The organism is Streptomyces sp. NBC_00704 (genome assembly GCF_036226605.1).
GTDB lineage: Bacteria > Actinomycetota > Actinomycetes > Streptomycetales > Streptomycetaceae > Streptomyces.
On record NZ_CP109000.1, the window covers coordinates 2,637,214 to 2,661,474 of the forward strand.

Genomic DNA, 24,261 nt, shown 5'->3' on the forward strand with positions numbered 1-24,261 from the left:
AACGGCCTATCCGGGGGGCCAGTGCAGGCCGCGGCCGCCGAGGACGTGCGCGTGGGCGTGCCAGACCGTCTGCCCGGCGCCGGCGCCGGTGTTGAAGACGGTGCGGTAGCTCTCCAGCTTCTCCTCCCGCGCGACCTCACGGGTCTCGCGCAGCACGTCGGCGGCGAGTTCGGGGGCCTCGGCGGCGAGGGCCGCGGCGTCCTGGTAGTGCGCCTTCGGGATCACCAGGACGTGGGTGGGCGCCTGCGGGTTGATGTCCCGGAAGGCGACGGTCGTGCCGGTCTCCCGCACGATCGTCGCGGGGATCGTCCCCGAGACGATCTTGCAGAACAGGCAGTCGTCCTGCGGTTCCCCTGCCATGCGGGTCCTCCTCGGACAGTCGGTCGGTCGGTACGGGGCATCGTATCCGGGGGCCGCGGCGGTCAGGGCAGCTCGGGGGGCGTCCTGGCCGGAGTCGTCTCCAGCGCGGCCAGCGCCAGTGACACCGCCTCGTCCAGCTGGACGTCCCGGCCGGCCGCGTGGTCCTGGGGGGCGCAGACGACCTCGACGTCCGGGTCGACGCCGTGGTTCTCCACGCCCCAGCCGGGACCCTCCAGCCAGATCGCGTACTTGGGCTGGGTGACGAGCGTGCCGTCGACCAGCCGGTAACGGCTGTCGATCCCGACCGTCCCGCCCCAGGTGCGCGTGCCCACCACCGGACCGATCCCGAGCGCCTTGATCGCCGCGTTGACGATGTCCCCGTCGGACCCGGAGAACTCGTTGGCGACGGCGACCACGGGCCCGCGCGGCGCGTCCTCCGGGTAGCTGGAGGCGCGCACGCCGCGCGGGACGTCCCAGCCGACGACGCGCCGGGCCAGTTTCTCCACGACGAGCTGGGAGGTGTGGCCGCCCCGGTTCTCGCGCACGTCCACGATCAGCCCCTCGCGCGCCACCTCGACCCGCAGGTCCCGGTGGATCTGGGCCCAGCCCGGCGCCTGCATGTCGGGCACGTGCAGATACCCCAGCCGGCCGCCCGAGGTCTCGTGCACGTACGCGCGGCGGTCGGAGACCCACGCGTGGTAGCGCAGCGCCTCCTCGTCCGCGACGGGCACGACCACGGCGTGCCGGGGCTCGCCGCCGCCGGACGGCGAGACGGTCAGCTCCACGACCCTGCCCGCGGCGCCGACGAGCAGCGGCCCGGGTCCGGTGACCGGGTCGACCGGCTGCCCGCCGACGGCGAGGATCGCGTCGCCGGCCCGCACCGCGACGCCGGGCGCGGCGAGCGGGGAGCGGGCGTCGGGGTCGGAGGTCTCCGAGGGCAGGACGCGGTCGATGCGCCAGACGCCGTCCTCGTGCCGGGAGAGGTCCGCGCCCAGCAGGCCCTGCCGGGCGCCCCGGCCGTGGCCGCCGCGCGGCATGACGTAGGCGTGCGAGGTGCCGAGTTCGCCGTGCACCTCCCAGAGCAGGTCGACGAGGTCGTCGTGGGTCGCGACGCGCTCCAGCACGGGCCGGTAGCGGTCCAGGACGCCGTCCCAGTCGACCCCGCCGAGATCGGGCCGCCAGAAGTTGTCCCGCATGATGCGGCCGTTCTCGTCGTACATCTGCCGCCACTCGGCGGCGGGGTCGACGACGCGGCGCACGCGGCCGAGGTCGACGGTGACGTTGCCGTCGCCGTCCTCGTCGCCCGAGGCGCGCCGGTCGCTGGGGACGACCTTGAGCTTGCCGTCGGTCCACAGCAGCAGCCGCTTGCCGTCGCCGCTGACCTCGAAGCCGTCGGCGTCGGCGGCGAGGTGCTCGACGCGCCGCTGGACGAGGTCGTAGCGCTCCAGCTCGGTGTGCGGGTCGGGGTCGTCCGGGGTGGCCCGGGAGGCGCCGAGGACGCCGCGGACGGGGTGGCGCAGCCACAGGACGCCGTCCCTGGCCGCGGCGAGCCCCGAGTACCGGCCGGCCTCGACCGGGAAGGGCACGATCCGGTCGGCGAGGCCCTCGAGGTCGATCCGGGTGGCCGGGGCGCCCTCGCTGTCGGGCGTCTCGTCCTTGTCGGGCGCCTCGAACGGCCTGCCGTGCCGCTGCGGGCCGAAGGGGGACGGGGTCGTCGCGGCGAGGGTGATCAGGTGCGGGCGGGCGCCGGCCACGAACGACAGGTCGAAGACGTGCTCGTCGTAGACCGGGTCGAAGGCGCGGGCGGACAGGAACGCGAGGTGCTTGCCGTCGAGGGTGAAGGCGGGCGCGTAGTCCCGGAAGCGCAGCGGGGTGGCCTCGGTGACCGACAGGTCGGTGACGTTGGCGAGCTTGAGCTGGCTGAGCGGGCGCGGGCCGGGATGCGACCAGGCCAGCCAGGCCGAGTCGGGCGAGAAGACCAGGCCGGACACCTCGCCGTCGGGGCTGGCGTCGACCTCGCGGACGTCGCCGCTCTCCCGCTCGACGAGCAGCAGCCGTCCGTCGTGCGCGGCGACGGCGGCCCGGCTGCCGTCGGGCGCCATGGCCAGCTCCAGGACCCGGCCGAGCCGTCCGGCGGCGAGCCGGCGCGGTGCGGCGCCCGGGATCCGTCCGGTGGCGGGGGCGAACTCGAGCGCGTCCTCGCCCTCCGCGTCGGTCACCCAGACCGCCCACTCCTCGCCCTCGGTGCGGAAGGCGCGCGGCAGCCGGGCGCGGACGCCGGGTTCGGCGGCGAGCGCGCGGGCGGGCCCGCTGCGGTGGGTGACCCAGTGGACGGCCCCGCGCACCTCGACGACGCTGCCGCGCGCGGTGTGGTCGGGGGCGGCGCCGCCCAGCCAGCGGGAGGCGGCGACCGGGTGGGGGCGGCGGTCGGCGCGCTGGCCGCCGAGGCGGACGTCGAGCCGGCGCGGCTCGGCGCCGTCCAGGTCGTCCAGCAGCCACAGTTCGCCCGCCGACATGTACACGATGCGGGTGCCGTCGCCGGCGGCCTGGCGGGCGTAGAAGCCGCCGAGCGGCGTGTGGCGGCGCAGGTCGGAGCCGTCGGCGAGGGAGGAGTAGAGGGCTCCGGCGCCCTCGTGGTCGGAGAGGAACGCGATCCGCCCGCCCGCCCACACCGGGCACTCGATGTTGCCGTCGAGGTCCTCGTGGAGCCGGACGAACTCCCCGTCGCCGTCCCGGTCGATCCACAGCTTGCCCGCCGTGCCGCCCCGGTAGCGCTTCCAGTGGGCGGCCTCGCGGCCCATCGGCGCGGACTGGAGCACGGTGTGCGGGCCGTGGGCGACGGCGCCGACGGGCCCGTAGGGCAGGGTCTCGGCCGGGCCGCCGTCGACGGGGACGGCGCGGGCCCAGGTGCGGCGCAGGGTGGCCTGGTCGTGGCTGCTGACGGCGAGCACCCGGCCGTCCGGTGTCCAGCCGCGCACCCGGGTCTGCCAACTCCCCCAGTACGTCAGGCGGGTGGAGGGGCCGCCGTCGACGGGGGCGATGTGCACCTCGGGGGCGCCGTCGCGGGTGGAGGTCCAGGCGACGGTGGCGCCGTCGGGCGAGATGCGCGGCACGGAGACCGGCACGTTGTCGGCGCTGACCCGCCAGGCGCGGCCGCCGTCGAGGGGCGCGAGCCAGATGTCGTCCTCGGCGGCGAAGGCCACCGACTCGCCGTGCAGGTGCGGGAATCTGAGGTACGCGCCGGGCGTCGCGGGCTGGGTCACGGCCTCACTGTAGGCAACGGCGGGGCGGCTGGTCAGGGGTTTCGATCACTTCCCGTCGGCGCCCGCGCGCACGGTCTCGGTGACGGTCACCGTGACGGTGACCGTGGGCCGCACGTCCGGGCGCGCGGTTTTGGCGGGCCGGCCGGGCGACCGGCCCACCGGGGAGGGCGTGGCGTCGCGGCAGTCGCCGAGCCCGCTCACCCGGAACAGCTGTTTCCTGCCCACGACGGCGGTGAGGTCCCCGCGCACACAGGCCCCGTCGACGGCCCGGCCGACCTTGCCGGTGACGGTGATGTCCCGCCCGTCGCCGGTCTCGCCCTGGCAGTCGACGGCGGCGACGGCCCCCGGCCTGCCCTGGTTCTCGTAGCGTGCCGTGCAGGTCAGCCAGCGCACGTTCACGTCCCGCCGCTGGATCTCCGCGGTCGCCGCCTGGTCGGTGGTGTACGCGATCGACATGCTGCTGAGCCCGCCCGGTTCGCAGGCCACGACGCCCAGCGCGGCCACGGCCGCCGCCGGGAGAAGCCGAATCCGCCTCAAAGCCCCCATGGAGGGCAGCGTGCCACTCCGGCAGCCGGTCCGACAGCCCGAATGCGGTCATGTTCCGCCGTGCTCCCTCGAGTTGCCTTGCATGAACCCGGTTCCGGCCGGCTCCGTGCACGGCCTACCGTGTCGGCATGAGCGACCGCCGCCGCCGCAGAACCCTCGTCGTGAATGCGACGACCGCCTACGTGTGGACGGTCCGTCACCGCCACGGGGACGGGCAGCCGTGCCGGGAGATCCTCACCCTGGGCCGGGACGGCAGGCGCACCCGCATCGTCTTCCCCGACGGCGAAGGGCGCTCCTCGGGGGGCGGCGGGTACGGGCACAGCGGCGGAGTGAGCGACCGCGAGCACTACCTCAACCTGCACGAGCCCGGTGTGGTGCGCGCCTTCGTCGACGAGGCCGCCAGGCGTGAACTGCTCGGGCGGGGCGGCGAGCTGGACGGCTGGGAGCTGTTCCCGGCGGTCGTCGAGGCGGTGGCGCTCAGCCGCGCAGCAACAGCCACTCCTGGAGCTCCACCAGATTGCCCTCCGGGTCCTTGAGGTGGGCGACGCGCATCCGGTCGGTCATCGGCGCGGGCCCCCGCAGCAGGACCACGCCCCGGCCGGTGATCCGCGCGCAGTACGCGTCCAGGTCGTCGACGCGCAGCACGACCAGGGAGCGGTGCCCGCTCGCCGTGTCGCCCGCTTCGCCGAGGACGGCGGCCATCATCGCCCGATCCTGCAACGCGATGCCGGCCGAGCCGGTGACGGGGCTGAACTTCTCGTACGGCCCGTCCACCGCGCCCGACTGCGGCTTGAGGCCGAGGACGTCGGCGTAGAAGCGGTAACAGGCGGCGAAGTCGGTGACGAGCAGCCGGACTTGGGCGAGTTCCACGGTGTCCCCCCGAGGTCAGGACCAGCGGCCGGTGCGGCCGAGCAGCAGGGCGGTGGCCGCCGTGCCGGCGGTCGAGGTGCGCAACACGCTGCGACCGAGGCGGTGGGCCCTCGCGCCCGCCTCCTCGAACAGCGTCAACTCCTCGGGGGAGACCCCGCCTTCGGGCCCCACGACGAGCACGATCTCGCCCGAGGCGGGGAGTTCGGCGGTGGCCAGGGCCGCACTGGGGTAGTCGCGGTCCTCGTGCAGGACGGCGGCGAAGTCGGCCCGCGCCAGGAGGGCCGCCACCTGCCTGGTCGTCGCCGCCTCGGCGATGTCGGGGAAGCGGACCCGGCGCGACTGCTTGCCGGCCTCGCGGGCGGTGGCCCGCCACTTGGCGAGCGCCTTCAGTCCGCGCTCGCCCCTCCACTGGGTGATGCAGCGCGAGGCCGCCCAGGGCACGATCGCGTCGACGCCGGTCTCGGTCATCGTCTCGACGGCCAGCTCGCCCCGGTCGCCCTTGGGCAGTGCCTGGACGACGGTGATCCGGGGCGACTCGGCGGGCTCCTCGGTCACCTCCGCGAGGCTCACCACCAGCCGGTCCCTGCCTTCGGCCGTGACGACCTCGCCGCGCGCCCAGCGTCCGGCGCCGTCGGTGAGGACGACCTCCTCGCCGGCGTGCAGCCGCTTCACGGAGACGGCGTGCCGGCCCTCGGGACCGTCCAGCACGAACGCGGGCTGCGGACCGGGCAGTTCGCCGACGACGAAGACAGGGGCGGTCATGAGCGGCCTCCGTCCCCGGCCGGGAACCGCGACAACGCTGTCCGCGCCTCGGCGAGTTCGGCCGCCAGGACCTCCACGAGCCGCCCCGCGGGCAGTTCGCGGGCCATCCGGTGCCCCTGTCCGGCCCACAGCGCCATGCCCTGCGCGTCGCCCGCCGCGGCCGCCGCCTTGCGCAGCGGCGCGGTCAGGTGGTGGACCTCCGGGTAGGCGGCGGGCGCGTAGGGGCCGTGCTCGCGCAGGAAGCGGTTGACCAGGGCGCGGGCCGGGCGGCCGGAGAACGCGCGGGTCAGCTCGGTGCGCACGAAGAGCGGGTTGGTCAGGGCCTGCTTGTGCACGGCGTGCGCGCCGGACTCGGACGTGGCGAGGAACGCGGTGCCCAGCTGGGCCGCGCTCGCGCCCGCCGCGAGAACGGCGGCGATCTGGCTGCCGCGCATCAGGCCGCCGGCGGCGACGACCGGCAGCCGCACCGACTCGCGGACCTGGGCGACCAGGGAGAGCAGTCCGATGCCGCTGCCGTCGGTCTCCGGGTTGTCGCGGTGGGCGCCCTGGTGACCGCCGGCCTCCACGCCCTGCGCGATCACCGCGTCCGCGCCGGCCCGCTCCACCGCGGCGGCCTCCTCGACGGTGGTCACCGTGACCAGCGTGAACGTGCCCGCGCGCCGCAGGGCCTCCAGGGTGTCGCCGCCGGGGACGCCGAAGTGGAACGACACCACCGGCACCGGGTTGTCCAGCAGCACGGCGAGCTTGGCGTCGTAGCCGTCGTCGCGGCCGCTGTCCGGGTCGCCCAGCTCGGTCTCGTACCAGGCGGCCTCGCCGGTCAGCTGGTGGGCGTAGACCTCTATGGCGCCGGCGGCGGGCAGGGGGGCGCCGGGCGCCGCCTGGGAGCCGGGGTTCGCGCCGGGGTGGTCGGGCTGCGGCATGAAGAGGTTCACGCCGAAGGGACGGCCGGTCAGGCTCCGCAGCTGTTTGATCTCCTGGTACATGCCGTCGGCCGTCTTGTACCCGGCCGCGAGGAAACCGAGTCCGCCGGCCTCGGCCACGGCGGCGGCGAGCCGGGGCACGGAGACACCGCCCGCCATGGGGGCCTGCACGATCGGGTGCGGGAGGAGATCGGTCAGTGCGGAGGACATGACGGCATGTTGTCACGTCCTCCGAACAAGTCCGAATCGGCCCCGCGACCCGCCAGCGCGGGCGCCGGGACCGTGTTCCCGACGCCCTTCAGGCACCGCTCAGCGCCCGTTGAAGGCGTCCTTCAGCCGGGAGAACAGACCCTGCTGGCCGGGCTGGAACTGGCCCAGGGGCCGCTCCTCGCCGCGCAGCTTGGCCAGCTCGCGCAGCAGCCGTTCCTGCTCCGGGTCCAGCTTCGTCGGCGTCTGCACCTCGACGTGCACGATGAGGTCGCCGCGGCCGCCGCCCCGCAGATGCGTGACGCCCCGGCTGTGCAGCGGGATCGACTGGCCGGACTGGGTGCCGGGCCGGATGTCGACCTCCTCCAGGCCGTCCAGCGTCTCCAGCGGCACCTTCGTGCCGAGGGAGGCCGCCGTCATCGGGAGGGTCACCGTGCAGTGCAGGTCGTCGCCGCGCCGCTGGAACTGGGCGTGCGGCAGCTCGTGGATCTCCACGTACAGGTCGCCGGCGGGGCCGCCGCCGGGGCCGACCTCGCCCTCGCCCGCGAGCTGGATGCGGGTGCCGTTGTCGACGCCGGCCGGGATCTTCACCGTCAGCGTGCGGCGCGAGCGGACCCGCCCGTCGCCCGCGCACTCCGGGCACGGGGTCGGCACGACGGTGCCGAAGCCCTGGCACTGCGGGCACGGTCGCGAGGTCATGACCTGGCCCAGGAAGGACCGGGTCACCTGCGACACCTCGCCGCGGCCGCGGCACATGTCGCACGTCTGGGCCGTCGTGCCCGGCGCGGCGCCCTCACCGCTGCACGTGGTGCAGACGATCGCCGTGTCGACCTGGATGTCCTTGGTCGTGCCGAAGGCCGCCTCTTCGAGGTCGATCTCCAGCCGGATCATGGCGTCCTGGCCGCGGCGGGTGCGCGAGCGCGGGCCGCGCTGGGACGCCGTGCCGAAGAAGGCGTCCATGATGTCGGAGAAGTTCCCGAAGCCGCCGGCCCCGAAGCCGCCGGCGCCACCGCCGCCCGACTGGGACAGCGGATCGCCGCCGAGGTCGTAGACCTGCTTCTTCTGCGGGTCCGACAGCACCTCGTAAGCGGCGTTGATCTCCTTGAACCGCTCCTGGGTCTTCGGGTCCGGGTTCACATCCGGGTGCAGCTCGCGCGCGAGCCGCCGGAAGGCCTTCTTGATCTCTTCCTGCGACGCGTCGCGGCGCACGCCGAGGACGGCGTAGTAGTCCGTGGCCACTTACGACTCCGCCAGGATCTGTCCGACGTACCGTGCCACCGCTCGTACCGCTCCCATCGTTCCCGGGTAATCCATGCGGGTCGGTCCGACCACGCCCAGTTTGGCGACTGCCTCGCCGCCCGAACCGTAGCCGACCGACACCACGGAAGTGGAGTTGAGCCCCTCGTGGGCGATCTCGTGACCGATGCGTACGGTCATGCCCGAATCCCCCGCCTCGCCAAGGAGCTTGAGGAGCACGACCTGCTCCTCCAGCGCCTCCAGGACGGGCCGGATGGTGAGGGGAAAGTCATGTCCGAAGCGGGTGAGATTGGCGGTGCCGCCGATCATCAACCGCTCCTCGTTCTCCTCGACGAGCGTCTCCAGCAGGGTGGAGAGCACCGTCGTGACCGTGCCGCGGTCCTCCGCCTCGAAGGCGTCCGGCAGATCCTCCACCAGACGCGGCACGTCGGAGAACCGGCGGCCCGCGACCCGGCTGTTGAGCCGCGCGCGCAGGTCCGCCAGGGAGGACTCGCCGAAGGGCGCCGGGCAGTCCACCATCCGCTGCTCGACCCGCCCGGTGTCCGTGATCAGCACGAGCATCAGGCGCGCGGGCGCGAGCGAGAGAAGCTCCACGTGCCGCACGGTCGAACGGGTCAGGGACGGGTACTGCACGACGGCGACCTGCCGGGTGAGCTGTGCGAGCAGCCGTACCGTGCGGGCCACGACGTCGTCGAGGTCGACGGCGCCGTCGAGGAAGTTCTGGATGGCCCGCCGCTCCGGGCCGGTCATCGGCTTGACGCCGGCCAGCTTGTCGACGAACAGCCGGTAGCCCTTGTCCGTGGGGATGCGCCCGGCGCTGGTGTGCGGCTGGGCGATGTACCCCTCGTCCTCCAGGGCGGCCATGTCGTTGCGGACCGTCGCGGGGGACACGCCGAGGTTGTGACGCTCGGTGAGCGCCTTCGACCCCACGGGCTCCTCGGTGCCGACGTAGTCCTGGACGATGGCGCGCAGAACCTGCAGCCTGCGTTCACTCAGCATCCGCGCGCACCTCCAAGATCTCGTCCCCCAGTCCCCTGGGCGTCTCGTCTGGCACTCTTCACATCCGAGTGCCAGCGTTCCCCGGCCCAGTGTACGGCTGTGGGGTACACCCAGGGCAAGGTCGGCCCTTCCCGGGGCGTTGCAGCTAGCGTCGCGGTATGACGGTGACTTGGGAAGAGTTCGGATGGGAGCGGCTCGCGGAGGGTGTCGGCCGGGTGCGGCTGCCGGGCTGGGACTGCACGGCGGGGCTGGTCGTCGGGGCGGGCGCGGTGCTGATGGTGGACGCCGGATCCAGCCTGGCGGAAGGGGCGCGGCTGCGCGCCGAGGCCGAGGAGCTGACGGGTGCGCGTGTGACTCATCTCGCGCTCACCCACCCCCATTTCGACCACGTGTTCGGGGCGGCGGCGTTCGCGGGCGCGGAGGTCTTCGGGGCGGTGGGCTCGGACGCCGTGCGGGGCGAGGAGCTGCGGGCGGACGCGGTGCGCAACGGCCTCGACGAGACGGCGGCGTCCGAGGCCGTCGACACCCTCGTGCGGCCCCGCCATCCGGTCTGCGGCGAGTGGACCCTCGGCCTGGGCGACGGCCGCCAGGTCCTGCTCGCCAACGTCGGTCCCGCCCACACCGCCCACGACCTGGTGGTCCTCGTCCCCGGAACCGCCGGCTCGCCGGAGGTGGTGTTCTGCGGCGACCTGGTCGAGGAGTCCGGCGAACCGCAGGCCGGGCCGGACGCCGTCCCCGGCCGCTGGCCCGCCGCCCTCGACCGCCTCCTGGACCTCGGCGGCGAGGACGCCGTGTACGTGCCCGGCCACGGGGCGACGGTGGACGCCGCGTTCGTACGGGCCCAACGCGACGCCCTCGCGGCCCGTTTCGGCGTGTCGCGCTGACCCTGTGCCCCGCGTCCCGCGGCTTCTCCTATCGTCATCCGAATGCGCGAGTACTCCACCGACCTGACCCCCTCCTGGAAGAAGCCGAAGCCCGTCCCCGAGGTCCCGGCGGACCCCGGTCTGGTCGTGGAGGAGCCCGGCACCGGGTTCTGCGGCGCGGTGATCCGCTGCGAGGCGGGCACGGTGACCCTGGAGGACCGCTTCGGCAAGCACCGCGTGTTCCCGCTGGAGCCGGGGGGCTTCCTGCTGGAGGGCAGGACGGTCACCCTCGTCCGACCCGCCTCGGGACCGGCGCGCCCCTCCCGCACCGCCTCCGGCTCCGTCGCCGTCCCCGGCGCCCGCGCCCGGATCGCCCGCGCCGGGCGCATCTACGTCGAGGGCCGGCACGACGCCGAACTGGTCGAGAAGGTGTGGGGCGACGACCTGCGCGTCGAGGGCGTCGTCGTGGAGTACCTGGAGGGCGTCGACGACCTGCCGTCGATCGTCGCGCAGTTCGCGCCGGGCCCGGACGCGCGGCTCGGGATCCTGGTCGACCACCTCGTGCCCGGCACCAAGGAATGGCGCATCGCCCGGTCCGTGACCAGCGAACACGCCCTGGTCGTCGGCCACCCCTACATCGACGTCTGGGAAGCCGTGAAGCCCGCCTCCCTGGGCATCGAGTCCTGGCCGCGCGTGCCGCACGGGCAGGACTGGAAGACGGGGGTGTGCCGGGCCCTGGGCTGGCCGTCGGAGAACACGGGCGCGGTGTGGCAGGCGATCCTCAAGCGGGTCGGCAGCTACAAGGACCTGGAGCCGGAACTGCTGGGCCGCGTGGAGGAACTGATCGACTTCGTCACCGCCCCGGCCGCCTGACGCCCGGCACGGCCACCGCCCGAGGCGCAGGTCGACGGGCGGTGCGCCGTGGCGGGCGGGCTGTCACCGGCCTCCGTGGACAGAACGTCCGGTCCACGTCTAGTCCACCAGGTCGCGCACCACCGCGTCGGCCAGCAGTCGCCCGCGCAGGGTCAGCACCGCCCGCCCCTCGTCGTAGGCGTCGCGCAGGAGCAGGCCCTCGCCGAGCGCCCGGCGGGACGCCGCGAGGCCGTCGGGCCGCAGCAGCGCGAGCGGCGCGCCCTCCCGCAGCCGCAGCTCCAGCAGGATCCGCTCGACCCGGCGGTCCTCGTCCGAGAGCACCTCGCGCCCGGCGCCCGGCGAGCGCCCGCCCGCGAGGGCCGCCGCGTACGCGCCCGGATGCTTGACGTTCCACCAGCGCACCCCGCCCACGTGCGAGTGCGCCCCCGGCCCCGCGCCCCACCAGTCGGCGCCCCGCCAGTACAGCTCGTTGTGCAGGCAGCGGGCCGCCGGCGAGGCAGCCCAGTTGGAGACCTCGTACCAGTCGAGACCCGCCGCCGACATCACCTCGTCCGCGATCAGATAGCGGTCCGCGTGGACGTCGTCGTCGGTCATCGGCACCTCGCCGCGGCGGATGCGGCGGGCGAGGCCGGTCCCCTCCTCGACGATCAGGGCGTACGCCGAGACATGGTCGGGGCCGGCGCCCAGCGCCGCCTCCAGGGACGCCCGCCAGTCGTCGTCCGACTCGCCGGGGGTCCCGTAGATCAGGTCGAGGTTGACGTGTTCGAAGCCCTCGGCCCGCGCCTCCGCCACGCACTCCTCGGGGCGTCCCGGCGTGTGGGTGCGGTCGAGGACCTTCAAAACGTGCTGCCGGGCGCTCTGCATGCCGAAGGAGACACGGTTGAAGCCGCCCGCGCGCAGGGCCGCCAGATACGCCGGGTCCACGGACTCCGGGTTCGCCTCCGTCGTCACCTCCGCGTCCGCCGCCAGCCCGAACTCGTCGCGGATCGCGCCCAGCATCCGGACCAGGTCGGACGCGCCCAGCAGCGTCGGAGTGCCGCCGCCGACGAAGACCGTGGCGACCTCGCGCGGGTCGTCGCCGAGGACCTTGCGGGCCAGCCGGATCTCGTCGATCAGGGTGTCCGCGTAGTTGTCCCTGGAGGCGAGGACACCGCCGGTGCCGCGCAGCTCGGTGGCCGTGTAGGTGTTGAAGTCGCAGTACCCGCAGCGGGTCGCGCAGTACGGGACGTGCAGGTAGAACCCGAGGGGACGGTCGGCGGCGCCGGCGAGCGCGTGCGCCGGGAGCGCGCCGTCGTCGGGGACCGGCTCGCCGTCGGGAAGTGCGGAAGGCATGTCGCCCATTGTCCCGCACGCCGGCGCGAACCCGCGTAGGGCGCCGGACCCCGGGGCCGAGCGCGGGCGCGGCCACGGAGGAGCGGCCGAGGGACCCGGCCGGGGGAACCGGTCTCAGGACAGGAGGTCCGCTCCCAGCGGACGGCCCGGGCCGGCGCCCGGCAGGACGTAGGCCAGCGCCGAGCCCCGCGTCTCGGTGAACCCGCTCAGCTCGTCCTGGGTCGCCATCCGCCGCTGCACCCGGGTGAACAGGGCGGGGTCCCGCATGAAGGCGAGGAACAGCAGGCCCTGGTCGGTGGGGCCGTCGGCGTAGGAGTAGCAGCGGCGCAGCATCCTGGCTCCGGCGTCGTGCTGGGGTCCGACCACGCCGACGTGGGAGCGCGCCGGGGTGAGGAGGCGGCCCTCCGGGGACTTGGCGAAGACGTCGACGTCGGCGTGCTCGGGGCCGCCGGACAGCGGGCCGCCCGTCGAGCGGCGCCTGCCGACGATCTCCTCCTGGCGGTGCACGGCGAGCCGGGCGAAGTCCTCCACCCGCAGCTGGACCCGCCGGACGACGAGGTAGGTGGCGTCGTCCGTCCACACCCAGCGCTCGCACTCCTGCGCGTCCGGGTTGGCGCTGCCGTTCTTGAAGCCGAGCAGGTCACGCGGGGTGCCGCCGTCGTCCGGGGGCGGCGGCAGGAAACCGGACTGCCGCCAGCGCGGGCGCAGGGTCTCCCCGGCCAGCCGGGTGAGGGCCTCGGCGGTCTCCTCGGCCGTGTCCGAGTCGTCGGCGCACAGCTGCACGAGCACGTCGCCGCCGCAGCGGGCCGGATCGAGGCGGTCGCCGGGGAACGCGGGCAGCTCCCGCAGGGCCGCGGGGGCGGTCACGCCGAGACGGGCGGGCAGGCGCGGTCCGACGCCGACGGTGGCGGTGAGCCGGTCCTGCGGGGCACCGTCGGCGTCCCCGGCCTCGGCGAGCGCGTCGGTCCACGCGCCCAGCACCTCCTTCAGCGCCCGCGCGCCCGCCGCTCCGCGCACGGCGGGATCGAGGTCGTAGGCCAGGAGCAGCGCGGTGGCCTGCTGGGGCGTCGTCACACCGGCCTGGCGCACGCCGCGGACGTCGTGACCGCCGGGACCCGGGCGGGAGCCCGAGCCGGCGGCGGGCCCGGGGGCGCCGCGGTGCGGCGGACCGGCCGTGCGGGTACAGGCGGTCGCGCTCAGCCCGAGGCCGGCGCCGGCGCCGACGCCGGCGATCAGGACGCGTCGACGCGGAGGCGCGTCGATGGGGACATTCGTTGCCTTCGGCACGAACCGGACGATACATCCGCGGCGGCGGACAGCCGCATTCCCCCGCCCTCCCCCGCCGCCACCCCGGCGAGCGCTACTCCGCCTGGAGCACCAGCAGCGCCAGGTCGTCCTCCGGGGGGTGCTCGCCGAAGGCGTGGACCAGGCCCCGGATCCGCTCCGCGATCAGGTCCGCGTCGAGGCCGACGCAGCCCGCCAGCGCGGCGGCGAGGCCCGCGTCGTCGTCGAACTGCCGCGGGCCGGACCGCCGCTCGGTGACGCCGTCGGTCACGCACAGCAGCGTGTCGCCCGGCCGCAGCCGCAGGCTGTCGCACGTGTAGGCGACGTCCTCGATGACCCCCAGCAGGGTCTGCGGATGCCCCGCCGTGGCGACCGAGCCGTCCGGGCCGAGCAGCAGCGGCAGCGGGTGCCCGGCGGAGGCGAGGGTGCAGCGCACACCGCCCTCGAACGGGGCCAGCTCGCCGTAGAGGAGGGAGAGGAAGCGGGTCTGCGGGCCGTCGCCCGGAACGACGGGTCCGACGAAGGCCCGGGCGGCCGCGTCGGCGGCCTCGGTCGCGTCGTCGAGGAGCAACTGGTTGAGCCGGTCCAGGACGTCGGCCACGCCGTAGCCCTCGCGGGCCAGGAGCCGGAGCCAGGGCCGGGCCAGGCCGATGACCACGGCCGCCTCGGGCCCCTTGCCCTGTACGTCGCCCACCGCGAAGCACCAGCGGCCGTCCCCCGCCGGGAACAGGTCGTAGAAATCGCCGCTCGGCCCGCCCTGCTCGCGCGGCTCGTAGACGAGAGCGCTGCGCAGGCCGGGGATCTCGGCGACCGCACCGGGCAGCAGCCCGCGCTGGAGGACGGCGCTGATGGTGGCCTGGCGGGCGTACTGACGGGCCGCCCCGATGGCCAGCGCCACCCGGCGGCCCAGATCCTCGACGAGTCCGGTCACCTCGTCGGGGAAGGCCTCCGGCCCGGCGCGCCCGATCACCAGCGTGCCCAGCGGGCGGCCGCCCGCGATCAGCCGGTAGGCGAGCGACGCGCCGTGCCGGCCGAGCACCGCGCCGGGCCAGGGAAACGGCTCGGGCCCGGAGCGCGGACCGCCGTCGGGCGGACACGGCGGCTCCTTCTCCAGGGTCCGGCGCAGTTCCTCGATGCGGTTCTCGCTGGCGTGCCATACCCGGGCCAGTCGCGGTCCCGGCCCGCCGGCCCACTCACCGCGCCCGCTGACCTCGTCCTCCAGCCACACCGCGCACCAGTCGGCGAGACGCGGCACGAGCAGCTGGCCGGTCAGCGCCGCCACCAGGTCCTCGTCGAGCTGCCCGGCGAGCAGGTCGGACGCCTCGGCGAGGAAGGACAGCGCGCCCCGGTTGAGCCACTCCCGGTCCCCCCGGGCGATCGGCTCCCGCTGCGCCTGGGACGGGAGGCGCGGGTGGGCGTGGAGGTGCGGGTTGGTGTGAGGGTGCGGCTGGGGAGAGGGGTGCGGGTGAGGGCCGTCGTGGCCGGGGGCGGCGGGATCCGGGAGGGCGTCGTGGCCGCGCCCCGCCCGGCCGCGTCCGCCGCCGCCGGCGGAACGGGAAGCCGGATCCAGGCCCGCCGCCGACGCGTCAAGCCCCACGGCCCGGTCGAGCCCCACAGCTCGGTCGAGCACCGAGCCCTGCGCGGAAGCCGCCTGGCGCACACCAGAGGTCTCCGGGTCGCAGGCCGGGGCCGGGGGCGTGGTCGTGGTCGTCGGCAGGAGTCTCGCCCAGACGGTCTTCGTGCCCTTGCGGTACGTCACCCCCCAGGCGTCGGCCAGGGCGGCGACCAGCCGCAGGCCGCGCCCGTACTCGGGGATCTCGCACGGGGTCTCGCCGGAGCCCTCGCGCGGGGCACGAGTGGGGTGGCGGTCGCCGACCTCGACGACGACCGCCGGGCAGCCGCCGGGGCCGCCGGGCTCCTCCTCCAGCCGGCACACCAGCTCCAGATCGGTGCCGGCGTGCACGACGGCGTTGGTGACCAGTTCGCTGACGACGAGCACCGCGTCCTGGGCGAGAGCCTCGCCGCACTCCTCGGCCAGCGGCCGGCCCGGCGCCGCCCACTCCGACACCGCGGCGCGCACCAGGTCGCGGGCGGCGCCGGGCGCCAGGGGGCTCCCGGCCAGCGCGGCGCGGACGGACGGGAGCCCGGGCGCGTGCGCGGGCGCGCCGCCGGTCCGGGAAACAGTTTCCCGTTGCGTCGGAATGGCCCCCATGCGCAGCTCCCCGGACGGTTCGGATGCCCACAGGGTGACAGACCGGGGCCGGTCGTGAGCACCGGGTTACCGAAGTGGGCCGTCCTGGGTACGAAGCGAGCCGCGCGGGTGCACGCACGTGTACGCGTGTGTCCGATGACGCGCGGTTGAGGGGCGGAATCCGAGCATGCGGACTCCGCCCCGGCCCGCGCCCGCGCGCTACGCCTCGCGCGCTACGCCTCGCGCGCTACGCCTCGCGCGCTCCGGCGTACATCTCGTCGATGAGGTGCTTGTACTCCCGCTCCACGACCGGCCGCTTCAGCTTCAGGCTCGGCGTGATCTCGCCGTGCTCGACGTCGAGGTCGCGGGGCAGCAGCCGGAACTTCTTGATGGTCTGCCAGCGCTGGAGGCCCTCGTTGAGCTGCTTGACGTAGCCGTCGACCATCTCGACCGTCGCGGGGGCGGCGACGACCTCTTCGTACGACTTTCCGGCCAGTCCGTTCTCCTGCGCCCAGTCGAGGATCGACGGCTCGTCCAGCGCGATGAGCGCCGTGCAGTAGTTCCGGTCGGCGCCGTGCACCAGGATGTTGGAGACGTACGGGCACACCGCCTTGAACTGTCCCTCGACCTCGGCGGGCGCGATGTACTTGCCGCCGGACGTTTTGATCAGGTCCTTCTTGCGGTCCGTGATGCGCAGGTACCCGTCGGGCGACAGCTCGCCGATGTCACCGGTGTGGAACCAGCCGTCGGCCTCCAGGACCTCGGCGGTCTTCTCGGGGAGCTTGTGGTAGCCCTCCATGATGCCGGGGCCGCGCAGCAGGATCTCGCCGTCCTCGGCGATGCGCACCTCCGTGCCGGGCAGCGGCTTGCCGACCGTGCCGGTGCGGTAGGCCTCGCCGGGATTGACGAAGGAGGCCGCCGAGGACTCCGTCAGGCCGTAGCCCTCCAGAACGTGGATGCCGGCGCCGGCGAAGAAGTAGCCGATCTCCGGGGCGAGGGCGGCGGATCCGGAGACGCAGGCGCGCAGGTTGCCGCCGAAGGCCTCGCGGATCTTGGCGAAGACCAGCGCGTCGGCCACCTTGTGCCGGGCGCCCAGCCCGAAGGGGACGGACATGCTGCCGGTGCGCCGGAAGTTGTCCTGGGCGGCCTTGGCGTACTCGCGGGAGACCTCGGCGGCCCACTGGAAGATCTTGTACTTGGCGCCGCCGCCCGCACGGGCCTTGGCGGCGACCCCGTTGTAGACCTTCTCGAAGATGCGCGGCACGGCCGCCATGTACGTGGGCCGGACGACCGGCAGATTCTCGATGATCTTGTCGACGCGGCCGTCGACGGCGGTGACGTGCCCGACCTCGATCTGCCCGGAGGTGAGGACCTTGCCGAAGACGTGCGCGAGCGGCAGCCACAGGTACTGCACGTCGTCGCCGCTGATCAGGCCGGTCGCGGCGATCGCCTTCGCCATGTACGACCAGTTGTCGTGCGGCAGGCGCACGCCCTTGGGGCGGCCGGTGGTGCCGGAGGTGTAGATGAGGGTGGCGAGCTGGTCGGAGGTGATCGCGGCCACGCGGTCCTTGATGAGGCCGGGCTCCTTCTCCAGCCGGGCCGCGCCGCGCTTCTCCAGCTCGTCGAGGGTGAGGATCCAGTCGGCGCTCTCCACGCCGGCGGGGTCGATCACGACCACATGGGTGAGCGCGGGCAGCTCGGCGCGCTTCTCCACCGCCTTGGCGAGCTGGGCCGCGTTCTCGGCGATCAGCACCCGGCTCTCGGAGTCCGACAGGATGAACGCCGACTCCTCGGCGTTGGTCTGCGGGTAGACCGTGGTGGTGGCCGCGCCCGCGCACATGATGCCGAGGTCGGCGAGGATCCACTCGATCCGCGTCGAGGCGGCCAGGGCCACCCGCTGCTCGGCCTGCACCCCCAGTTCGATGAGGCCCGCGGCGATCGCGTAGACCCGCTCGGCGGACTGCGCCCAGGTCAGCGACTTCCAGTCGTCGGGGCCGTCGCCGGACGCCGCCGGCACCGGATAGCGGTAGGCCTCCGCGTCGGGCGTGGCCGCCACGCGGTCCAGGAAGAGGCCCGCGACGGACGGCGGACGGTTCTCGATCAGTGTCTGTGTGTCGCTCACGACATCCTCCGGGGCCCGCGACGGTGCGGCTGGCTCGTTCGCGGCGTCGTTCGACGCGGCTGCTGTTGACGGTGACTGTGTTGACCGCGGCTGTTGTTTAACTCATGAGTAACTACCGAGCAGGGACAGAGTAGAGGGCGACTGGCCAGCGCGTAAGGGGCTCCGGACCGCCACTTTCTCCTGGATACAGCGACGGGGCCCGCCGCGCTCACGCACGACGGGCCCCGGACTCCTGCGCCGAACGGGCTATTTCTTGGCCTTGCCGCTTCCGGCGTTGTCGTCGCTGCTCAGGACGGCGATGAAGGCCTCCTGCGGAACCTCCACGGAACCGACCATCTTCATCCGCTTCTTGCCTTCCTTCTGCTTCTCCAGCAGCTTGCGCTTGCGGGAGATGTCGCCGCCGTAGCACTTGGCGAGGACGTCCTTGCGGATGGCGCGGATGGTCTCGCGGGCGATGACCCGGGAGCCGATGGCCGCCTGGATGGGCACCTCGAACGCCTGGCGCGGGATCAGCTCGCGCAACTTGGCGACCAGCCGCACACCGTAGGCGTACGCGGCGTCCTTGTGGGTGATGGCCGAAAACGCGTCGACCTTGTCGCCGTGCAGCAGGATGTCGACCTTGACCAGGCTGGACGTCTGCTCGCCGGTGGGCTCGTAGTCGAGCGAGGCGTAGCCGCGGGTCTTGGACTTCAGCTGGTCGAAGAAGTCGAAGACGATCTCCGCGAGGGGCAGCGTGTAGCGGATCTCGACCCGGTCCTCGGAGAGGTAGTCCATGCCGAGCAGCACGCCGCGCCGGGTCTGGCACAGCTCCATGATCGAGCCGATGAACTCGCTCGGCGCCAGGATCGTGGCGCGCACGACCGGCTCGTACACCTCCGAGAGCTTCCCCTCGGGGAACTCGCTCGGGTTGGTGACGACGTGCTCGGAGCCGTCCTCCATGAGCACCCGGTAGACCACGTTCGGCGCGGTGGCGATGAGGTCGAGGCCGAACTCGCGCTCCAGCCGCTCACGGATCACGTCGAGGTGCAGCAGGCCGAGGAAGCCGACGCGGAACCCGAAGCCCAGCGCGGCCGACGTCTCCGGCTCATAGACCAGCGCGGCATCGTTGAGCTGGAGCTTGTCGAGGGCCTCGCGCAGCTCGGGGTAGTCGGAGCCGTCCAGCGGATACAGACCCGAGAAGACCATCGGCTTGGGGTCCTTGTAGCCGCCGAGCGCCTCGGTCGCGCCCTTGTGCAGGGTGGTGATGGTGTCGCCGACCTTGGACTGGCGGACGTCCTTCACACCGGTGATCAGATACCCCACCTCGCCCACGCCGAGGCCGTCCGCGGCGAGCATCTCGGGCGAGTTGGTGCCGATCTCCAGCAGCTCGTGCGTGGCGTTCGTCGACATCATGCGGATGCGCTCGCGCTTGTTGAGCTGCCCGTCGATGACACGGACGTACGTCACGACGCCGCGGTAGGAGTCGTAGACCGAGTCGAAGATCATCGCGCGCGCGGGGGCGTCCGCGACTCCGACCGGCGCCGGGATCTCCTTGACGACCTTGTCCAGCAGCGCGTCGACGCCGAGACCGGTCTTGGCGGACACCCGCAGCACGTCGTCCGGGTCGCAGCCGACCAGGTTGGCGAGCTCCTCGGCGAACTTCTCGGGCTGCGCGGCCGGCAGGTCGATCTTGTTCAGCACGGGGATGATCGTGAGGTCGTTCTCCATCGCCAGGTACAGGTTGGCGAGGGTCTGGGCCTCGATGCCCTGAGCGGCGTCGACGAGGAGGACGGTCCCCTCGCACGCCGCGAGCGACCGCGAGACCTCGTACGTGAAGTCGACGTGCCCCGGGGTGTCGATCATGTTGAGGATGTGCGTGTTGCCCGGATCCTGAGTCGGGGCCCAGGGCAGACGCACGGCCTGGGACTTGATCGTGATTCCGCGCTCGCGCTCGATGTCCATCCGGTCGAGGTACTGAGCGCGCATCTGCCGCTGCTCGACCACACCGGTCAGCTGGAGCATCCGGTCGGCGAGCGTGGACTTGCCGTGGTCGATGTGCGCGATGATGCAGAAATTACGGATCAGAGCCGGGGCGGTACGGCTCGGCTCGGGCACATTCTTAGGGGTCGCGGGCACGCAGGGTCCTGTCTCTTGAGGCGCCTTATGCCTCGGGTCGGATCGATACGTAGGCTCCATGGTCCCACGGGCGGCGACCGGGGACCGGTTTGGGCCACTCGCGGCACCACTGGTAGTCTGGGCAGCTGTGTCTCATGCCCTCTCAGCGCGAGGCACACCTAGGAAAAATCACCTGGCTCGGGACCTTCACGGCCCCGCGCCTGAACCTGCAAAGGCTCATTCGTGGCGAACATCAAGTCCCAGATCAAGCGGATCAAGACCAACGAGAAGGCCCGGCTGCGCAACAAGGCCGTCAAGTCCTCCCTGAAGACCGCGATCCGCAAGGCCCGCGAGGCCGCTGCCGCGGGTGACGTCGAGAAGGCCACCGAGTACCAGCGCGCTGCCGCGCGTCAGCTCGACAAGGCCGTCTCCAAGGGCGTCATCCACAAGAACCAGGCCGCCAACAAGAAGTCGGCGCTTGCTTCCAAGGTCGAGACCCTCAAGGGCTGAACCCCTCAACTGATCTGATCGCCGGAGGGATCCAGAGCGGGCCCTCTCTCATCCGCTCCCGTCCGGCACCCCGAGCCTGTACGCGGCCTGCGTTCGCCACGCGGGTACGGGCTCACCAGCACGACAGGCAAGACCAGGCACATTCCGGCTTGTACGGATGCATGGATTGCACGCAATGCACGGATTACATCGAAGGCCCCGGCCCTCGCCCTTCCCCAGGGCGCGAGCCGGGGCCTTCGGCATACCTCACGACACGGACGACGGACGACACGGCGGGAAGCCCGACAGGGCCGGACGATGACGCGGCAGGGAGTTCGGCAGGCCCCGGACGATGACACGACAGGGAGTTCGACACGGAGTTCGACAGGGACGGACGTCACGACCAGAAGTCGTTGCTCACGTCCATGTCCCGCACGCACTCGTCGAGATCCGTGATCTTGTCGCCGACGATCCGGAAGACGATGCAGCCGTCCTCCTCCAGGTGCCTGCCCTTGCGGTCGGCGGTGGAGCGGTGCATCGCCACGGCGTGCCCCCGGCCGTCGACGAACACCCTGCGCAACTCGACGCGCATCGTCCCGGCCGTCTCCGAGAAGAGCCTGCCGTACATGTCGGTGATCGCGTCGAGGCCCTTGAAGTCTCCCGAGAGCGGGTGGGACCCGGGCACGTGATGCGTGCAGTCCCCCGTCATCATCCCGCGCAGGGCGTCCATGTCCCCGCGGGAGAAGGCGTCGTAACCCCTGCGGATCAGGTCCGCGTGCGGGTGTTCAGCCATGTCGATCGCCACCTTTCGCATACACCGGCGACATGCGGCTGGTAGCTCCGATTCTCCTCCCCCGGGGAGGAAGGGCCAGTGGATCAGCACGGGGCCGAGGGGAGGTGGGGTGGCCTCACCGGGGCACCGATGACCGCGAAAAAGGGCTAGACCGTACTAGCCCCGTTCCAGCGGGCGGTGAGGGAGGGCCGTCTGCCGGGCGACGGCTGGCACGCGCCCTAGCCGCGGCCGCCGGAGCGGGCGGCTCGGGCGATGGTCACGACCGCCTTCTCCAGGGCGTACGCGGGATCGTCGCCGCCGCCCTTCACCCCGGCGTCGGCCTCGGCGACCGCGCGCAGTGCGACGGCCACCCCGTCCGGCGTCCAGCCGCGCATCTGCTGCCGGACCCGGTCGATCTTCCAGGGCGGCATGCCGAGTTCACGCGCGAGGTCGGCCGGGCGACCGCCGCGCGCGGACGACAGCTTGCCGATGGCCCGCACGCCCTGAGCGAGCGCGCTGGTGATCAGCACGGGCGCCACGCCCGTGGCCAGCGACCAGCGCAGCGCCTCCAACGCCTCGGCGGCCCGCCCCTCCACCGCCCGGTCGGCGACGGTGAAGCTCGACGCCTCCGCCCGCCCGGTGTAGTACCGGCCGACCACGGCCTCGTCGATGGTCCCCTCGACGTCGGCGACCAGCTGGGACACGGCCGACGCCAGCTCCCGCAGGTCGCTGCCGATCGCGTCGACCAGCGCCTGGCACGCCTCGGGCGTGGCCGACCGCCCGGTCGCCCGGAACTCCTGCCGGACGAAGGCCAGCCGGTCCGCCGGCTTGGTCATCTTCGGGCAGGCCACCTCACGTGCGCCCGCCTTGCGCGCCGCGTCCAGCAGGCCCTTTCCCTTGGCTCCTCCCGCGTGCAGCAGCACGAGCGTGATCTCCTCGGCGGGCGCCCCCAGATACGCCTTGACGTCCTTGATCGTGTCCGCGGAAAGATCCTGCGCGTTGCGCACGACCACGACCTTGCGCTCCGCGAAGAGCGACGGGCTCGTCAGCTCGGCCAGGGTCCCGGGCTGCAACTGGTCCGAACTCAGATCCCGTACGTCCGTGTCGGCGTCGGCGGCCCTGGCGGCGGCCACCACCTCCCGCACGGCACGGTCGAGCAGCAGGTCCTCCTGGCCCACGGCAAGCGTCACCGAGGCGAGAGGGTCGTCGTTCGCAGTCTTCCTGGCCATCCCCGAAAGCATCCCACGCCGCACTGACAACGCACCGCCCACCGCCTCCGCACCCCACGACGCCGAACACCGACACCGACACCGACGCGTGAAGCCCCGCGCGCCCGGCCACAGCCCAACTTCAGCCGGGCCCCAGCCCTGCTCCCGGAAGGGCGGGCGCGGCGCGGGCAGGGGCAGTGTGCGGGGCGGGGCGACCACGGGCACGGTGCGGGAGGGGCGGGCATGGGCATGGTGCGGGCGGCACGGGCACGGTGCGGGCGGGGCAGTACGGGTGCGGCGCGGGAGGGGCGGGCATGGGCATGGGCATGGCGCGGATGCTGGGAGGCAGCACCGCGAGTGAGCCGTCGAGCGGGCCTACGGATCCTCGCGCCACCCTTCCCACTCCGCCGCGAATCCGTCCAGCGCCGACACGTCGAGCCGCTCTTCCTCGTCGTGCAGCAGGACGAGCCACTGCGCGTCCTCCGCGTCGTCCTCGCCGGCCAGGGCGTCCCGGACGATCCGCGGCTCCTCGCTCACCCCGAACCGCTCCCCGAGCGCCTGGGCCACCGCTTCCGCCGCCTCGCGATCGGGCAGCACCAGCACATGTCGCACGTCACTCACACGGCCATCTTCCGACATGTGCGCGGAGTACCGAGCCTCGGGTCCGGAAAACCCCGCGGCGGACAAGTCCGGGCGCCACCCGAACCTCGGATTCCGACCCCCGTCGGCACCCAGCCCTTGGCCCGCGACGCCTCCCGCCTCCTGTGTGCCGTCCGCCGTCCGCCGTCCAGCGTAGGCCGTGTGCCGTTCACCGCTGCCGCAAGCGATCACCGCTGCCGCACGGGCGCCTCCCGCACCCTGGGCACCTGCTCCAGCGTGATCCCGAACCGCTCGCGATACGCCTCCAGCACCTCCTCGTCCTTGGACAGTTCGCTCTCCCGACTCGTGCCGTCGGCGGCCGTCTCCTTCAGCCGACGCCCGCTGAGCGTGATCCTCCCCCCGTCCTCGGTGAGACGGGAGCAGATCAGCGACCTCGTGAAATGCGACTCCGGCGACGAGCTGTGCCACCAGGCTCCCGCCACGAAGTCCCGCAACGCCCGCGGCCGCGTCTCCAGTCGGTACACCGGCGCGCCGTTCACCACCACGTCGAGATCCCGCACCGCCGCCGAACCGGCTCCGCTCCCGGCCCCCGTCGGATACGGCCCGGCCTCGACGATCCTGAAGACCCCGCCAGGATCCGGCTGTTCATCCCTCCGTCCCCAGTCCAGCGGGTGGTGACTGTGCGCCCCGAACCCGACGTCCGCCAGCCACTCCCCCGCGTCCGCCGTCCTCACCAGCAGCGCGAGGTGGTCGTAGGGAATGCCGAGCCGTCCCTCCTCCCCGTACACCCGTGCCGCCAGGAGCGTGACCTCGAACCCCAGCGCCCCGAGCAGCGCCCCGAACGCCCCGTTCAACTCGTAGCAGAACCCTCCCCTGCGCCCCTGGACGACCTTCTCCACCAACCTCCTCTCCTCCAGCACGATCTCGTCGCCGAGATGCACCGACAGGTTCTCGAACGGCACGGCCCGCAGATGCCGCAGGTGCAGCTCACGCAGCAGTTCGAGCGTGGGTGCAGGAAGAACGGGGTTGCCTCCGGAACCGAACCCGGAACCGGAACCGCCTGCAACGGAGCCGGAGGCAGAGCGGGGCGCATCGAACCCGAGGCGTCGCAGGTAGGCATCGACCAGACGAGCGTCGAGCCCCGAACGCCCTTCGAGACGACACTCCTCCGGCTGCCCCGGACCGAAACCCGAGCCGGAACCGACACCGACACCGACACCGGTGGCGGATGCGGCACCGGGACCGGGAC

Annotated in this window: 21 protein-coding genes; 4 read left to right on the forward strand and 17 right to left on the reverse strand. The window is 73.3% G+C overall.

The window, feature by feature from the left end; genetic code table 11:
* Positions 1–6: 6 nt before the first annotated feature.
* From OG802_RS11600 to OG802_RS11610, 3 genes are all read right to left on the reverse strand, one after another.
* The gene (locus OG802_RS11600) at positions 7–360 is read right to left on the reverse strand and encodes a histidine triad nucleotide-binding protein (protein ID WP_329409731.1); all 354 of its coding nucleotides are present in this window, start codon (positions 358–360) and stop codon (positions 7–9) included.
* 62 nt (positions 361–422) lie between these two features.
* The gene (locus OG802_RS11605) at positions 423–3,623 is read right to left on the reverse strand and encodes a S41 family peptidase (protein WP_329409733.1); all 3,201 of its coding nucleotides are present in this window, start codon (positions 3,621–3,623) and stop codon (positions 423–425) included.
* A 45-nt stretch (positions 3,624–3,668) separates the two neighbouring features.
* Complete coding sequence (locus OG802_RS11610) at positions 3,669–4,169, reverse strand: hypothetical protein (protein WP_329409736.1); 501 nt, start codon at positions 4,167–4,169, stop codon at positions 3,669–3,671.
* A gap of 128 nt (positions 4,170–4,297) precedes the next feature.
* Between OG802_RS11610 and OG802_RS11615 the strand changes: the two genes are divergently transcribed.
* Positions 4,298–4,705 (forward strand): hypothetical protein, encoded by a 408-nt coding sequence (locus OG802_RS11615; RefSeq protein ID WP_329409737.1) that lies wholly within the window; start codon positions 4,298–4,300, stop codon positions 4,703–4,705.
* Here the strand turns inward: OG802_RS11615 and OG802_RS11620 are convergent.
* The 5 genes from OG802_RS11620 to hrcA form a co-directional block, all read right to left on the reverse strand.
* On the reverse strand, positions 4,647–5,039 hold the full coding sequence (locus OG802_RS11620) for a VOC family protein (protein WP_329409739.1): 393 nt from the start codon (positions 5,037–5,039) through the stop codon (positions 4,647–4,649). The genes OG802_RS11615 and OG802_RS11620 overlap by 59 nt on opposite strands.
* Positions 5,040–5,054: 15 nt before the next feature.
* Complete coding sequence (locus OG802_RS11625) at positions 5,055–5,801, reverse strand: 16S rRNA (uracil(1498)-N(3))-methyltransferase (RefSeq protein WP_329409741.1); 747 nt, start codon at positions 5,799–5,801, stop codon at positions 5,055–5,057.
* Entirely contained in the window at positions 5,798–6,931 is a 1,134-nt protein-coding gene (locus OG802_RS11630; protein ID WP_329409743.1) for a nitronate monooxygenase, read from the reverse strand. Before OG802_RS11630 ends, OG802_RS11625 begins: the two co-directional genes overlap by 4 nt.
* 99 nt (positions 6,932–7,030) lie before the next feature.
* A complete protein-coding gene (gene dnaJ, locus OG802_RS11635) occupies positions 7,031–8,167 on the reverse strand; it encodes a molecular chaperone DnaJ (protein ID WP_329409745.1) in 1,137 nt (378 codons plus the stop codon).
* Positions 8,168–9,184: a heat-inducible transcriptional repressor HrcA gene (gene hrcA / locus OG802_RS11640; RefSeq protein WP_329409747.1), complete on the reverse strand. Its 1,017-nt coding sequence runs from the start codon at positions 9,182–9,184 to the stop codon at positions 8,168–8,170.
* A gap of 158 nt (positions 9,185–9,342) precedes the next feature.
* On the opposite strand from hrcA, the gene OG802_RS11645 reads away from it, so the two are divergent.
* Positions 9,343–10,068, forward strand: coding sequence for an MBL fold metallo-hydrolase (locus OG802_RS11645; protein WP_329409748.1), 726 nt, complete (start codon positions 9,343–9,345; stop codon positions 10,066–10,068).
* A gap of 42 nt (positions 10,069–10,110) precedes the next feature.
* Complete coding sequence (locus OG802_RS11650; protein WP_329409750.1) at positions 10,111–10,920, forward strand: DUF3097 domain-containing protein; 810 nt, start codon at positions 10,111–10,113, stop codon at positions 10,918–10,920.
* 99 nt (positions 10,921–11,019) lie between these two features.
* Here the strand turns inward: OG802_RS11650 and hemW are convergent, their stop codons facing one another.
* From hemW to lepA, 5 genes are all read right to left on the reverse strand, one after another.
* Positions 11,020–12,252 carry a radical SAM family heme chaperone HemW gene (gene hemW, locus OG802_RS11655; RefSeq protein ID WP_329409752.1) on the reverse strand — a complete coding sequence of 411 codons (1,233 nt, stop codon included), beginning with the start codon at positions 12,250–12,252 and terminating at the stop codon, positions 11,020–11,022.
* A 114-nt stretch (positions 12,253–12,366) separates the two neighbouring features.
* Positions 12,367–13,539, reverse strand: a complete 1,173-nt coding sequence (locus OG802_RS11660) for a Dyp-type peroxidase (RefSeq protein WP_329409753.1) — start codon at positions 13,537–13,539, stop codon at positions 12,367–12,369.
* Positions 13,540–13,612: 73 nt separating this feature from the next.
* Positions 13,613–15,748, reverse strand: a complete 2,136-nt coding sequence (locus OG802_RS11665; protein ID WP_329409754.1) for a SpoIIE family protein phosphatase — start codon at positions 15,746–15,748, stop codon at positions 13,613–13,615.
* Between the two features lie 226 nt (positions 15,749–15,974).
* Positions 15,975–17,849: an AMP-dependent synthetase/ligase gene (locus tag OG802_RS11670; RefSeq protein WP_329409756.1), complete on the reverse strand. Its 1,875-nt coding sequence runs from the start codon at positions 17,847–17,849 to the stop codon at positions 15,975–15,977.
* Positions 17,850–18,095: 246 nt separating this feature from the next.
* The gene (lepA, locus tag OG802_RS11675; RefSeq protein WP_329409758.1) at positions 18,096–19,964 is read right to left on the reverse strand and encodes a translation elongation factor 4; all 1,869 of its coding nucleotides are present in this window, start codon (positions 19,962–19,964) and stop codon (positions 18,096–18,098) included.
* Between the two features lie 222 nt (positions 19,965–20,186).
* On the opposite strand from lepA, the gene rpsT reads away from it, so the two are divergent.
* Entirely contained in the window at positions 20,187–20,453 is a 267-nt protein-coding gene (gene rpsT, locus OG802_RS11680) for a 30S ribosomal protein S20 (protein WP_020127768.1), read from the forward strand.
* Positions 20,454–20,829: 376 nt separating this feature from the next.
* Here rpsT and OG802_RS11685 read toward each other — a convergent pair whose 3' ends face one another.
* The 4 genes from OG802_RS11685 to OG802_RS11700 all read right to left on the reverse strand — a co-directional run bounded on the left by OG802_RS11685 (position 20,830) and on the right by OG802_RS11700 (position 24,139).
* Complete coding sequence (locus tag OG802_RS11685) at positions 20,830–21,225, reverse strand: nuclear transport factor 2 family protein (protein ID WP_329409760.1); 396 nt, start codon at positions 21,223–21,225, stop codon at positions 20,830–20,832.
* A gap of 218 nt (positions 21,226–21,443) precedes the next feature.
* Positions 21,444–22,433, reverse strand: a complete 990-nt coding sequence (holA, locus tag OG802_RS11690) for a DNA polymerase III subunit delta (protein WP_329409761.1) — start codon at positions 22,431–22,433, stop codon at positions 21,444–21,446.
* 354 nt (positions 22,434–22,787) lie between these two features.
* A complete protein-coding gene (locus OG802_RS11695) occupies positions 22,788–23,033 on the reverse strand; it encodes a hypothetical protein (RefSeq protein WP_329409762.1) in 246 nt (81 codons plus the stop codon).
* Positions 23,034–23,239: 206 nt separating this feature from the next.
* Positions 23,240–24,139, reverse strand: coding sequence for an arylamine N-acetyltransferase (locus OG802_RS11700; RefSeq protein WP_329417026.1), 900 nt, complete (start codon positions 24,137–24,139; stop codon positions 23,240–23,242).
* Positions 24,140–24,261 lie beyond the last annotated feature (122 nt).